This is a genomic window from Rhodococcus sp. NPDC057135, from assembly GCF_042670865.1.
In the GTDB taxonomy this organism is placed as follows: Bacteria; Actinomycetota; Actinomycetes; order Mycobacteriales; family Mycobacteriaceae; genus Rhodococcus_F.
On sequence record NZ_JBHUUU010000027.1, the window covers coordinates 16,593 to 29,687 of the forward strand.

Sequence of the window (13,095 nt, forward strand, 5' to 3'; positions counted from 1 at the left end):
AGTTCGGGTTTGAGTAGTTCAGTCCTGCAGCGGTCCTAGCTCGGTGTCGAGAACCTCTTGCACCACACGCATTGCCGCGAGCCCGGCCGGAGCGCCGCAGTACGCGCTCGCGTGGATCACGGTTTCGACGATCTCGGTGCGCGTCAAGCCGTTTCGTAGTGCCCCGCGTACGTGGCCTTTGAGTTCGTTCTCGGCGCGCAGTGCGATCAGCATCCCCAGATTGATCAGACTGCGACTGCGGCGATCCAGTCCCGGGCGCGTCCACACCGAACCCCAGACGTTGGCTGTGACGAAGTTCTGCAGTTCTTCGCTGTCGGTGCCGCGGGTGCGCTCGAAGGCAGCGTCGACAAAATCGGCGCCCATGACTTCGGTTCGCACAGCCAAGCCGGCATCGAAGGAGTCAGGCGTGGTGTTCTCGGGCATGGAAGGTTCGCTCGCTTTCGGCAGGATTTTTCAGGCCGGAGCAAGCCTACTTCGTGACCCGTTCCCGACTACTGCGCGGCCGACCGCGGTCACCACACCCCACGCGACGTCTCGCAGACTGAAATAATCTCGCCAGACGGAGATCTTGCCGTCGCGCAGTTCGAAGGTTCCGCACACCCAGAATTCGATGCGCAGCGGACCGACGGTCAGGATGTCGGTGCGTTCGGTGAGCACCGTTGACTCGTCGCCGACGATGTGGTGCATCTCCGCCTCGAATTTCAGTGAAGGCTTGGTGACCAGACGGAGCGCTCGCACGACGGTCTTCTTGCCTCGCAGTGTGGGGAGCGAGACGTTCTGCCAGACGATGTCGTCTGTCATCAATTCGGCTGCGGTGTCCACGTCGAAATCGGTGAGGGCCGCGAACATTGCGTTCACCGTGGCTGTCGAATTACTCATGGGGTGTCCTTGGCTGATTTATTCGGGCGGTGTTTCCCGGATGAAGGTACCGAGGTGATCGTGATCGAAGTACTCCAAGGTTAGCGAGTTTCCGTCGAAGATGGCCTTCGAGACCGTCCCGGCCGGTGCGTTCTCGCCGCTGAGGGGGAACGTGAAGGTGTTTCCGTCCCAGTGGGTCAGTGGGTACGTCACGGCCGCGGGTCCCATGGTCAAGGTCAGCGCACCGTTCTGCTGCGTCACGAGCGCGGGACCCCAGTAGGCGTTGCCGTAGTCGCCGGTCACTTGGTTTGTCGGCGGGGCTGGAGCAGGGGAGGACGGCGGTGTCTTCCCCGCGAGTTCGCCCTCAGGATCGGTCTGCGAGGCAAACGACGCTTCGTACAGTGGGCGCCACTCACGAGTGATCTTTCCGAACTGCACCAGATCGGCGAACTCGGCGGTCAGGGTCTCGGCGACACCGGTGGGAGTGCCGTTGGTGAGAACGACGATGCCGACGTCAGCGGACGGAATCGTCACGAAATTCGTCCCGGCTCCGACCAGGAAGGCTCCGGAGTGGCTGGCTGTGACACGGCCGGCGGCGCTGTCGGAAACGTTGAACCCGTAGCCGTAGAAGCCGGAGCGCTCACCGATTTCCTGCGCGTGCCGCGAGACGATCTCCGGGTTGACCGCGGGCACGAGCGCATCCGTCTCAACGACCTGCTGCCCCTGATACCGACCGCCGGCCAGCACCATGTCCAACCACTTGGCCATGTCGTTCACCGAGGAGCTGACACCGCCGGCGGGGGATTGAGCGTCAGCGTCCCGGACCGGTCCTACCGAGTACTTCCCGTCCTCGAGGATGTGGCCGACTGTCCGATTTTCTCGGGCCTGGTAATCGGAGAACCGCGAAGACGTCGACGTCATCCCGAGCGGACCGTAGATCGTGTTCTGCGACAGTGTTTCCCAATCGGTGCCTGCCGCAGCAGCAACGGCCTCCGCGCCGGCAGTGACGCCGAAGTTCGTGTACTCGTAGGTGATTCGGAACGGATTGAGCGGTAGTTGGCGGAGCCTCTCGAGCACCTGGGCCCGGTCGTAGCCCAGGTCCTCGAGTCCGTCGCCGGCGTGGTCCGGTAGTCCAGACCGATGTGTGTAGAGATCGGAGATCGTGAGGTGATCGGTCACCCACGGGTCGGCAAGCGCGAACCCCGGCAGTTTCGAGATCACCGGAGTGTCCCAGTCGACGGTCCCGATTCCGACCTCGTGGGCGACCACCGTGGCCCCCACCGATTTCGACACCGACGCCAGTTGGAACACGGTGTCGGCATCGACGGTGGCGCTCTTCCCCAACTCACGAACCCCGAATCCCTTTGCGTACACAGTCTTGCCGCCGTGTACTACGGCCACCGCCATACCGGGAACACCGGAACTCTGCATGAGATCGTTCGCGAGGCCGTCGAGCTTTCCGACGGCGTCGTCGATCTGTCCGTCCGGGATCGGTACCCCGGCATCGAGGCCAGGGCTGGCGTCGCTGACGACCGGTCCGGGCGCTGAGGTCGTGTCGGAATCGGACGAACACCCGGCGAGCAGTGCGATTGTCAGTACGACCGGAACCGCCGCAGCCGACAATCGAGAGCTGTTTCTACTGGTGATGGACACGAGATTCTCCCTAACGGGGCGTCGTCGGTACCACTCGGTCAATCCAGTATCGGGAATCGTCGGCTGATAGTGGGACAAATCGGAAAACCGTATGTCTACTTCGGAGCCTTTGTTGTCAGGCTGCTGAGGATCGAACCTTCGGTGACGGGTTTCCAGGGGAGCAACACCGCGACCAGCAAAGCGGTGATCAGTGCTGCTCCGACCGTGAAGTACGACGCGATGGCGAAGCCTTCCAGGCACGCGGTCTTCATCGTGAGGATCAGACTTTCCTTCTGTTGCTCGAAGAGAGGGCTGATGTCGCGGGAGCGGATCTCGATGACGCTGAGCACCGACTCGCGAGCGAAGCCCTTTTCCTGGGCGGACATCACGGCGTCGGGGATGGCGTCGACGATCGGGGCCACCTTGGATGTGTAGTACGACGCGACGATCGAGCCGATGACGGCGACGCCCAGTGTCCCGCCGAGTTCACGCGTCGTGTCGTTGACTGCTGATCCTGCGCCCGCTTCGTCGAGGGGGACCGAGGACATGATGGAGTCGGTCGCCGGGCCCTGGACAATCGCGAGGCCGAGACCCATGAGCACCATCGAGATCACGACGGGTCCGAGATAGGGGGTATTGACGGTCGTCTGGCCCGCCAGGAACATGCCGCCGCTGAGGACGAGGAGGCCGAACACCATCACTGCTGTTGTGCCGAGTTTCTGTGCCGCCAAGGTGGCGACCGGGGCGCCCACGGCAACGGCGGCAGCGAAAGGCAAAGAGTGGATGCCGAATTCGAGCGGCGAGTACTCCCGAACGCCCTGGAAGTACTGCGTGATCAAGAACAAGAATCCGAACATGCTGAAGTAGCTGACCGCAATGGCCAAGGCGGGGAACGAGAAACGTCGGATCCGGAAGAGATTCATGTTCAGGATCGGTGCGTCGGTGCGTAGTTCCCAGAAGACGAATGCGGCCAACAGCACTGTTGCAGAAAGGTATCCCGTGATGCTGAACATCGACACCCACCCGCGGTGCGGTGCGTCGATGATGGTCCACACCAGAACGACGATGCCGAGGAGCGAGAGAATTGTTCCGACGAAGTCGAAGCGACCGACGTGGAACGCCTTCGACTCCGGAACAACCAGCAGCACACCGACGATGACCAACAAAGCGGCCGGAACGTTCATCCAGAACACCGAGTGCCAGGAGAAGTGCTCGAGCAGCCAACCGCCTGCCGTCGGACCGATGGCAATCGCGAAGCCGGCCATTGCGGTCCAGGCCGCGATGGCGATGGCTCGTTCTCTGGCGTCGGTGAAGATGTTCGTGATCATCGCCAAGGTAGCCGGAAAGACCGCGGCGGCAAAGACACCCATGGCAGCTCGCGCCATGATCACCTGTTCGAGGTTGGAAGCCAAAGCGCCGACGAGCGACATTGCACCGACGCCGATCAGGCCGATGATCATCACTCGGCGGCGTCCGAAGCGGTCACCCAGGTGGCCGAAGGTCAGGAGGAAGCCGGCGAAGGTCAACGTGTACGCGTCGACGATCCACTGCAGATCGCTGACGCTGGCGAACAGGTCGACGCTCATCGTCGGCAGCGCCACGTTGACCACCGTGTTGTCCAGCACGACAAGGAGTTCGGCGAGGCAGATGAAGATCAGCGCAGTGAAGCGACGGGATTTTGTCATCATGGGCGCCGAGGGCGCCGGTGCAAGTGTGTGAGACATGTTTGTACGCCATCTCTGCTCCTGCGTGAACGGCAGCAGCGGTTGGAAGTAGGGTTCGTCAGCTCGGGGCTGAGACCAGGGCCTTGAGGTGAGCGCCGATGCGATCGAGAGGCGCCGTGGTGTGTTGAGCTTTTGCCATCAGGGTTGCGCCTTCGATCGACGCGATGACGACGGTTGCCCACTGTGCTGCAGTCTCGGACGGCTGTCCCTGCTGCCAGAAGAACGATGTGAGAAGCGATTCCCACGAGGTGAAGGATTCGCCCGCGGCAGTTAGCGCCGCCGGCGTCGACGCGCCCTCCACCGCCGCGGCTGCGACAGGACAGGAAGAGGTGAAATCGCTCTCTACCAAGCTGTTTCGGAAGATGGTGACAACCGCGTCGATGATCTCCGGTGGGGAAGACTGGGCGATCATCGAACTGATTGCTGCGCTGATGCCCCGGCCGAAGTACGCGACGGCTTCACCGGCCAACTGCCCTTTGCCCTCGGGGAAGTAGTGGTACACCGACCCGCGGGGTGCGCCGGATCGTTCGACGATCTCGGTGAGCGAGGTTGTGGCGATCCCGTGTTCGCGGAAGGCGTTGATGGCGCCGACCAGCATCAGAGTGCGGGAATCGGAGTCGGCCATCCCGTCATCGTATGCAATCGCGGTGCTGCTCGATTGTTGCGGTGTCACTGATTCTTGCGGTGTCGCTGATTGTTGCGGTGTCACTGATTCCTTCGATACGCCCCACTTGCGACGCGCTGCGGTGATCGGACAACGCGTCTGCGGGCCGGTCATGGCGACGAGGCGTCTCGAGGTGCGTTCATCTCTGCCTCCCAGTATGTCGATCGGTATAGGAACGAATCTGAGACTAGATGTAACCGGCAGACACAGTCAAGTGTTGTATGCAGGTAGCGCGCATCGATGGAGATACTTGCTGGCAAAACTCTGCGAACAGTGGTTATATCGTGCGGTATAGAGCTGCTGCATGGAGTGCCAGCTCCGGAGGAGAGGAAAACGACATGCCGGTTCCGACGTCCGTTGCACGAAAAAGAAGAATCGAAGTCGCAGTCGGGAAGTACTTCGCCAATCCGCTGGTCACCGGATTGAACCGGATCGGTCTGATGCCGTCGTTGATGACCGAGATCGAAACGGTCGGACGCCGAACCGGTCTGACCCGCCGAGTACCGGTCGCGATCACCTATGACGGCGACGAGGCGTGGGTCATCGCGCAGCACGGCATCGGCACGGGTTGGGGAGCCAACATCTCTGCGACGCCGGAGGTTCGGATCCGTCGTCGCGGCGAGTGGGTGGACGGTCAGGCTCAGATCATGCCGGACGACGACGTGCCGGCGCGGGTGAAGACTTTCGCGTCGGGGAAGCTCAGATCAGCACTGACTGCGTCTGCGTTCCGCGGGTTGCAGACCGATCCGGTGAGCGTTCGGATCAGGCTCTTGCCCGACCCGTCAACAGATTGAATCGACGGGAGTTGAAATGGTCGGTACGGAATGACCCGGTGCGTTGTCGTCGTTGACGAATGCAGCGGTGGTGCAATCACCCCTGCACACGACGAAGGAGCAGGATCATGCGTATCGGAATCATCGGAGCCGGTCAGATCGGTGGCACGCTCACACGCAGGCTCGCTGCGCTCGGACACGACGTACGCGTCTCGAACTCGCGCACACCGGACACTCTTGCCGAGTTGGAAGCCGAGACGGGTGCGAAGGCAGTCCACAGCACCGAGGCCGCCGAGGGTGCCGAACTGGTCATCGTGAGCATTCCTCAGAAAAACGTGGTCGATCTACCGGCGGGGATCCTCAGCGGCGCTGTCGCCGGTGCGCCGGTTATCGAGACCAACAACTACTACCCGCAACAGCGTGACGGATTGATCTCCGCCATCGAGGACGGGCAGCCCGAAAGCGCCTGGGTGCAGGAGCACCTGGGTGTGCCGGTGTTCAAGGCATTCAACGGAATCTGGTGGAAGCATCTCCTCGAGAAGGGGCTTCCCGAAGGTGCTGAGGGGCGCATTGCGCTACCCATCGCCGGCGACGACGACGTGAACAAGCAGGCCGTGTTCGATCTGATCAATCAGTTGGGCTTCGATCCCGTCGATGCCGGAACGATCGAGGACTCCTGGCGTCAGCAGCCGGGAACCCCGGTGTACGGCAAGGACTTCGATCGTGAAGCGACGCTGAAGGCGTTGGCCGAGGCGAGCCCCGAGCGTACCGATGAGTGGCGGGCAACCACCACGGTGTAGGGCAAAAAAGTGGCGGTTTCCACTTCGGAAACCGCCACCCTTGGGGCCATTTTCAGTCCTTGACCTTCGCCATCGCCAGAACGTCGAGACGCTTGTCGAGTTCTTCCTCGCTCAGCTTGTCCGGGACGAGTCCGCGCTCGATGACGACCTGACGGATCGTCTTCTTCTCCTTGAGTGCCTGCTTCGCGACAGCTGCGGCTTCCTCGTAACCGATCGCCGAGTTGAGCGGCGTCACGATCGACGGCGACGATTCGGCGAGTGTCTTGAGGTGCTCCTCGTGCGCGAGAAGTCCGCTCACGCACTTGTCCGCGAACAGTCGAGAGACGTTGGCCAGCAAGGTGAACGACTCCAACAAGTTGCGGGCCATGACCGGGATGTAGACGTTGAGTTCGAAAGCTCCGGCAGCGCCGCCCCATGCGATGGCGGCGTCGTTTCCGATCACCTGAGCCGCAACCTGTGTGGTTGCCTCCGGCAGGACAGGGTTCACCTTGCCGGGCATGATCGAGCTACCCGGCTGTAGGTCGGGTAGTGCGATCTCGCCGAGCCCGGTCAGCGGACCCGATCCCATCCACCGAATGTCGTTGGCAATCTTCGTCAGCGAGACGGCGATGGTGCGCAGCGCGCCCGACGCCTCGACCAGTCCGTCGCGCGCAGCTTGCGCTTCGAAACTGTTCTTCGCCGGAGTCAGCGCGTCGACACCGGTCGACTTGACCAGCTCGGCAACAACTTTGGGGCCGAATCCGTCCGGAGCATTGAGGCCGGTACCGACTGCCGTTCCGCCGATCGGCAATTCGCCGAGGCGGGGGAGTGTTGCGTTGACGCGCTCGATGCCGGCCTCGATCTGACGCGCGTAGCCGCCGAACTCCTGACCGAGCGTGACCGGCACAGCGTCCATGAGGTGGGTGCGTCCGGACTTGACGACGGTCTTCCACTCGGTCGCCTTCGCGGCAAGTGCGGCATGCAGATGTTCCAGTGCCGGAACCAGATCGGTGACCGCCGCTTCGGTGGCGGCGACGTGCGTGGCGGTGGGGAACGTGTCGTTCGAGGACTGCGACATGTTGACGTGGTCGTTGGGATGTACGTCCACACCGGCGGCTTTCGCGATGGACGCGATGACCTCGTTGGCATTCATGTTCGAACTGGTTCCCGAGCCGGTCTGGAAGACGTCGATGGGGAACTGATCGTCGTGTTTGCCTTCGGCGATCTCGTTCGCGGCGGCGATGATTGCGTCGGCCTTGTCCGCGTCGAGCAGACCGAGGTCTTTGTTGACTTGCGCGCACGCTGCTTTCAGCAAGCCCATTGCGCGAATCTGGGTGCGCTCGAGGGGGCGCCCGCTGATCGGGAAGTTCTCCACCGCGCGCTGGGTCTGTGCTCGCCACAGTGCGTCGATGGGCACCCGAACTTCGCCCATGGTGTCGTGTTCGATTCGGAACTGTTGATCGTTGCTCTCCGTCATGGCTCCACATTGCCACTTTTGGAGAGCGGGCAGGGGACTACGTCCCCCGTGAGCGGTTGAGGAGTGCAGGGACTCCCCAACCACTCACGGGGCGGAGCCCATCAGAACGTCGGGGGAACCGCGCCCTCTTCGCCGTCGAAGTCGACGGAGCTGTACTCACGGAGCTTCTCGAGACGGTGGTACGCGTCGATCATGCGAACGGTGCCGGACTTGCTGCGCATCACGATGGACTGCGTGCTGGCGCCGCCGCCGTAGTAGCGGACGCCGCGCAGGAGGTCACCGTCGGTGACGCCGGTGGCGCAGAAGAAGACGTTCTCGCCCGAGACGAGATCTTCGGTGGACAGGATCCGATCGAGATCGTGACCGGCGTCGATGGCCTTCTGACGCTCTTCGTCGTCGGTGGGCGCAAGCTTGCCCTGCAGCGATCCGCCCATGCAGCGCATGGCTGCTGCGGCGATGATGCCCTCGGGAGTTCCGCCGATGCCCACGAGCATGTCGGTGCCGGACTCCGGACGCGCTGCGGCGATAGCGCCGGCAACGTCACCGTCGGAGATCAGCCGGATACGAGCGCCGGTGTCGCGCACGTCCTGGATCAGCTGGTTGTGACGCGGGCGGTCCAGGATGCAAATGGTGATGTCGGAAACCGACGCCTTCTTGACCTTGGCGACGCGCTTGATGTTCTCGGCGATCGGCGCGCTGATGTCGATGACATCTGCAGCGTCCGGTCCGACAGCGATCTTCTCCATGTAGAACACGGCCGAGGGATCGAACATCGCGCCGCGCTCGGCAACAGCCAGAACGGAGATGGCGTTGGGCATGCCCTTGGACATCAACGTGGTGCCGTCGACCGGGTCGACGGCGAAGTCACAGTCGGGACCGTCGCCGTTTCCGACCTCTTCGCCGTTGAACAGCATCGGCGCTTCGTCCTTCTCGCCTTCACCGATGACGACGATGCCGCGCATCGAGACGGAGGAGACGAGCTGACGCATTGCGTCGACGGCTGCTCCGTCGCCGCCTTCCTTGTCGCCGCGGCCTACCCAGCGGCCGGCAGCCATAGCACCGGCTTCGGTGACTCGGACCAGTTCGAGTGCGAGGTTACGGTCCGGGGTCTCACGATGAGTGCTGCTGGCCGTCATGTGCGGTGCCTCCTGGCGCGGTCGCGGTCGACGGGGTGTGTCGACGCAGTGGTTTCTTCAGGCGTCATTGTCCCAGATGGGAGCGGCTACGTGCGCTGTCGGGTCGCTGCACGGACGTTTTGTCGCGCTGGAGGGGGACCGGGAATCGTATCCAGAGCGGAGTACCTGGATACTGGGGGTGTGGCATCGAAGAAACCCCGCATTCTCGAAGACAACAAAGACATGGTCTGGTCTCTCGTACCGTTGGTGCTGTTCTGCATCATCATTGCGGGCATCGCCAGCCAGTGCACGTTCAGTCCCGGAGGCCCGACGCAGGGGCCGATCCCGAGCGTCGACGTGGACGCAGCTCTGAACTACGACGCGAAGGAACTCGGATTTCCCATCCGTAATCCCGGTGTTCCGGACGGGTGGACCCCGAACTCCGGCAGTCGCAAGATCATTTCCGGCGATGGCGGCGGTGATTCGAGCACTGTGGGATTCATCACGACCAGCGGTCGCTACATTCAGCTGACGCAGAGCAACGCCGAGGAATTCCCGTTGGTGTCACACGTTGCCGGTGGACAGCGATTCGCGACCGGAGTCGAGACCGTCGGTGCCGATACGTGGAATGTCTTCGGCGGCGAAGGTGTCGAGTCGATCTGGGTCACGGACGTCGGAGATGTTCGCCTGTTGCTGACGGGCGCGGCGACGCCGGAAGAGTTCCGGACTCTTGCCGAGAAGATCGGCGCAGCGCAGCCGATCACCCCTTAGGGCTTTGCGGTCGGAGCGGGCCTTACTCGTCCGCTTCGGCCAGAGCCTTTTCGACGCGGGCCCTGGCGCCGGCCAAATGCTCCTCACAGCGCTTGGCCAACGCCTCGCCGCGCTCCCACAGCGAGAGAGATGCGTCGAGGTCCAGGCCACCCTGTTCGAGAATCTTCACGACGCTCACCAGTTCGTCGCGGGCGGCTTCGTAGCCGAGTTCGTTGATGTCGGTGTCGGTGGCGTTGCTCATTTTTCTCTTCCCATCACTGCGGCGCGAACGGCGCCGTCTGCAAGTCGAACGCGAATCTGGGTTCCGGGTGGTGCATCCTCGACCGAGCGCAGAACCTCCGGATCACCGTCGGGGACAACACGTTGCACGACGGCGTACCCGCGGGCCAACGTCGCGGCAGGGCCCAGAGTGGTGAGCCGGGCACGCAGATGCTCGATAGTTCGGGACTCCGAGTCGATCAGCCGAGTTACGTCGCGTCGTCCCGCGGCTTGGAGCCTTTCGACCTCTTCGGCGCGGCGATCCACCGCCAACAGCGGTGAGGCCATGACCGGTCGAGTACGCAACTGCTCGATCAGATGAGACTCACGCTTGACCCAGCTGCGCAGTGCCGCAGCGCTGCGGTCACGCAGATCCGAAACCAGGGCAGCTTCCGCAACCGCGTCAGGTACGACGCGTTTGGCCGCGTCAGTGGGCGTGGCTGCGCGCAGGTCGGCGACGTGGTCACTGAGCGGACTGTCCGGCTCGTGGCCGATGGCACTGACGATCGGCGTCGTACAGGCCACGATGGCGCGGCACAGCGCCTCGTCGGAGAACGGCAGAAGATCTTCGACGCTACCGCCGCCGCGAGCGAGGATGATGACGTCGACTACCGGATTGGCGTCGAGCTCCTCGAGCGCTTCGATGATCTGAGGAACAGCGGTCGGGCCCTGCACGGCAGTGTTGCGCACCGCGATGGCCACTGCGGGCCAACGACGATGGGCGACCGAGACGACGTCCTTTTCGGCAGCGCTGGCTCGGCCGGTGATGAGGCCGATCGTGCCGGGCAGAAACGGAAGCGGCCGTTTGAGTCTCGGATCGAACAAGCCCTCGGCAGCGAGCAAAGCGCGCAGTCTCTCGATACGCGCCAGGAGCTCCCCGATACCCACGGCGCGAATCTCGGTGACACGCAACGACACAGTTCCTCGTCCGGTGTAGAACGAGAGCTTGCCGAACATCACGACACGCGAGCCTTCGGTCAACGGCACCGGCGAATTGTGCAGCAACTGTGGTGAGCACGTGATCGAAAGCGACATGTCTGCCGACGGATCGCGCAGTACGAGAAATGCCGTTCGGGTGCCGGGGCGTGCATTGATCTGGGTGATCTGACCTTCGACCCAGATACTGCCGAGCCGATCGATCCAGCCGGCAACCTTCGCGGAAACCGTGCGGACCGGCCACGGCTGCTCAGCGCTACTGGCGCCGGACGAACGCTGCGATGAAGCGGGGGGCGTTGCGGAAGTCACTTTGCCTTGGCTGTGGTGATGCGGTTGGCGAGCATGGTCTGGAACGGTGCGCGGGCGAGCGTCGCATTCTCGTAGTCCAGGACGGCGGTCAGCTCGTCGATGCTGAGCGTCCGGATGCGCGCACGGAGCTGTGCGAGTGTGAGGTTGGGGTAGTCGAGTTCGGTGACGATCTCGGGCTCTTCGGCAGGCTTGTCCGACGTAACTGCGGTGGATTCGGACTCGGCGCCGGCTGTGGGCTCCTCGATGGGGGCGGTCGGCTCGAGCGAGTAGAGCGCGAAGCGTCCGGCGTTGGTCGGGGTGTCAGCCGAGGTCGATCCGGTGGAAGACGTCGAGTCAGCAGGCGCGTCGGCGTCCTCGTCGAACACTGCCCACTCGGGCTGTTCGTCCTCGGAAGACCAGTTGATCAGCGCAAACGCCTGATCGCCCTTGATAGCCAACGAGGTGATCGACTGCTGCACACGCATGCTTGTCTGCAGCATCTGGCTCACGGCGGTCATCGGCAGGGCGACGGCGGTGGTGGGCAACTTCTTTGCCTCTTCCATCGCGGTGACGGCGAGTCCCGCGGCAACGCGCGCCACGAACGGTGGTCGGATCATTCCCACAGCTTGCCGCAAAGCACCGACAATCGGTAGCCGACTTGCCTGTGACGGCCGTACTCGTTCACTTCGCACCCCTCGAACGGCGCGTGAAACGAGGTGTTCATGTTTGCCGGAGTGTCTCACGTTCGAGGTGCCAGTAGGCTGGTCACATGTCTTCGGCTGTTCCTCTCAATCTCGGTATCGCGCACTCGGCTGATTCGCCGTCCACCCGCAAGGGCAGCGCCAAGCGCGTGCTCCTCGCCGAGCCTCGCGGCTACTGCGCCGGCGTCGACCGCGCGGTCGAGACCGTCGAGAAGGCGCTCGAGAAGCACGGCGCACCCATCTACGTGCGCAAGGAGATCGTCCACAATCGCCACGTCGTCGAGACGCTCGAAGATCAGGGCGTGATCTTCGTCGACGAAACCGACGAGGTTCCCGAAGGATCGTTGCTCGTGTTTTCGGCGCACGGCGTATCGCCGGCCGTCCACGACTCGGCCGCCGAGCGCAACTTGCGCACGATCGACGCCACGTGCCCCCTGGTCACGAAGGTGCACCAGGAAGCAAAGCGATTTGCTCGCGACGACTACGACATCCTGCTCATCGGCCACGAAGGTCACGAGGAGGTCGAAGGCACCGCAGGTGAGGCTCCCGATCACGTCACCATCGTCGACGGCCCGGATTCGGTCGACGCGGTTACAGTTCGCGACGAGTCGAAGGTCATCTGGCTTTCCCAGACCACTCTGAGCGTCGACGAGACGATGCAGACCGTCGCACGCCTGCGTGAGCGTTTCCCGAATCTGCAGGACCCGCCGTCCGACGACATCTGCTACGCCACGCAGAACCGTCAGGTCGCGGTCAAGGCGATGGCTCCCGAGTGCGATCTCGTGATCGTGGTGGGTTCGCGGAACTCGTCCAACTCGGTTCGCCTGGTCGAGGTTGCCCTCGGTGCGGGCGCTGCCGCGTCGTACCTGGTCGACTATGCCCGTGAGGTCGATCTCGCGTGGCTCGAGGGAGTTCAGACCGTCGGCATCACGTCCGGTGCTTCGGTGCCCGAGGTGCTCGTGCGCGGTGTGATCGAACTTCTTGCCGAGCACGGTTACAACGACGTTCAGCCCGTCACCACAGCCAACGAGACTCTGGTGTTCGCCCTTCCCCGTGAATTGCGAGCAGCGCGCACGTCGTAGAACGACAAAAAATGCGGGGCACCTTCCAGATGGAAGG

At 63.2% G+C, this 13,095-nt stretch carries 14 protein-coding genes; 4 read left to right on the forward strand and 10 right to left on the reverse strand.

The window, feature by feature from the left end; all coding sequences use genetic code 11:
• Window positions 1-18: 18 nt before the first annotated feature.
• The 5 genes from ACFT1A_RS30370 to ACFT1A_RS30390 form a co-directional block, all read right to left on the reverse strand.
• Window positions 19-423: a carboxymuconolactone decarboxylase family protein gene (locus ACFT1A_RS30370; protein WP_378450031.1), complete on the reverse strand. Its 405-nt coding sequence runs from the start codon at window positions 421-423 to the stop codon at window positions 19-21.
• Window positions 424-453: 30 nt separating this feature from the next.
• Entirely contained in the window at window positions 454-879 is a 426-nt protein-coding gene (locus ACFT1A_RS30375; protein WP_378450032.1) for a limonene-1,2-epoxide hydrolase family protein, read from the reverse strand.
• Between the two features lie 18 nt (window positions 880-897).
• Entirely contained in the window at window positions 898-2,511 is a 1,614-nt protein-coding gene (locus tag ACFT1A_RS30380; RefSeq protein WP_378450033.1) for a serine hydrolase domain-containing protein, read from the reverse strand.
• Window positions 2,512-2,606: 95 nt separating this feature from the next.
• Window positions 2,607-4,178, reverse strand: a complete 1,572-nt coding sequence (locus ACFT1A_RS30385; RefSeq protein WP_378450042.1) for an MFS transporter — start codon at window positions 4,176-4,178, stop codon at window positions 2,607-2,609.
• 94 nt (window positions 4,179-4,272) lie between these two features.
• Window positions 4,273-4,839, reverse strand: coding sequence for a TetR/AcrR family transcriptional regulator (locus ACFT1A_RS30390; RefSeq protein WP_378450034.1), 567 nt, complete (start codon window positions 4,837-4,839; stop codon window positions 4,273-4,275).
• Window positions 4,840-5,216: 377 nt separating this feature from the next.
• On the opposite strand from ACFT1A_RS30390, the gene ACFT1A_RS30395 reads away from it, so the two are divergent.
• Entirely contained in the window at window positions 5,217-5,672 is a 456-nt protein-coding gene (locus ACFT1A_RS30395; RefSeq protein WP_378450035.1) for a nitroreductase family deazaflavin-dependent oxidoreductase, read from the forward strand.
• Between the two features lie 59 nt (window positions 5,673-5,731).
• Window positions 5,732-6,451, forward strand: a complete 720-nt coding sequence (locus tag ACFT1A_RS30400; protein WP_378450036.1) for an NADPH-dependent F420 reductase — start codon at window positions 5,732-5,734, stop codon at window positions 6,449-6,451.
• Between the two features lie 52 nt (window positions 6,452-6,503).
• Here ACFT1A_RS30400 and ACFT1A_RS30405 read toward each other — a convergent pair whose 3' ends face one another.
• Complete coding sequence (locus ACFT1A_RS30405; protein ID WP_378450037.1) at window positions 6,504-7,907, reverse strand: class II fumarate hydratase; 1,404 nt, start codon at window positions 7,905-7,907, stop codon at window positions 6,504-6,506.
• 101 nt (window positions 7,908-8,008) lie between these two features.
• Window positions 8,009-9,043: a class II fructose-bisphosphatase gene (glpX, locus tag ACFT1A_RS30410; protein WP_003945202.1), complete on the reverse strand. Its 1,035-nt coding sequence runs from the start codon at window positions 9,041-9,043 to the stop codon at window positions 8,009-8,011.
• 180 nt (window positions 9,044-9,223) lie between these two features.
• On the opposite strand from glpX, the gene ACFT1A_RS30415 reads away from it, so the two are divergent.
• On the forward strand, window positions 9,224-9,793 hold the full coding sequence (locus ACFT1A_RS30415) for a DUF4245 domain-containing protein (RefSeq protein WP_378450038.1): 570 nt from the start codon (window positions 9,224-9,226) through the stop codon (window positions 9,791-9,793).
• 22 nt (window positions 9,794-9,815) lie between these two features.
• On the opposite strand, the gene ACFT1A_RS30420 is transcribed toward ACFT1A_RS30415, so the two are convergent.
• Genes ACFT1A_RS30420 through ACFT1A_RS30430 form a run of 3 tightly spaced genes read right to left on the reverse strand, consistent with a single transcriptional unit; the run spans window position 9,816 to window position 11,892 of the window.
• Window positions 9,816-10,034 (reverse strand): exodeoxyribonuclease VII small subunit, encoded by a 219-nt coding sequence (locus ACFT1A_RS30420; protein WP_003945276.1) that lies wholly within the window; start codon window positions 10,032-10,034, stop codon window positions 9,816-9,818.
• The gene (gene xseA, locus ACFT1A_RS30425) at window positions 10,031-11,296 is read right to left on the reverse strand and encodes an exodeoxyribonuclease VII large subunit (protein WP_378450039.1); all 1,266 of its coding nucleotides are present in this window, start codon (window positions 11,294-11,296) and stop codon (window positions 10,031-10,033) included. Before xseA ends, ACFT1A_RS30420 begins: the two co-directional genes overlap by 4 nt.
• The gene (locus ACFT1A_RS30430; protein WP_378450040.1) at window positions 11,293-11,892 is read right to left on the reverse strand and encodes a lipid droplet-associated protein; all 600 of its coding nucleotides are present in this window, start codon (window positions 11,890-11,892) and stop codon (window positions 11,293-11,295) included. The genes xseA and ACFT1A_RS30430 overlap by 4 nt, the downstream gene beginning before the upstream one ends.
• Window positions 11,893-12,044: 152 nt before the next feature.
• Between ACFT1A_RS30430 and ACFT1A_RS30435 the strand changes: the two genes are divergently transcribed.
• On the forward strand, window positions 12,045-13,058 hold the full coding sequence (locus ACFT1A_RS30435) for a 4-hydroxy-3-methylbut-2-enyl diphosphate reductase (RefSeq protein WP_003945273.1): 1,014 nt from the start codon (window positions 12,045-12,047) through the stop codon (window positions 13,056-13,058).
• The last annotated feature ends 37 nt before the right edge of the window (window positions 13,059-13,095 follow it).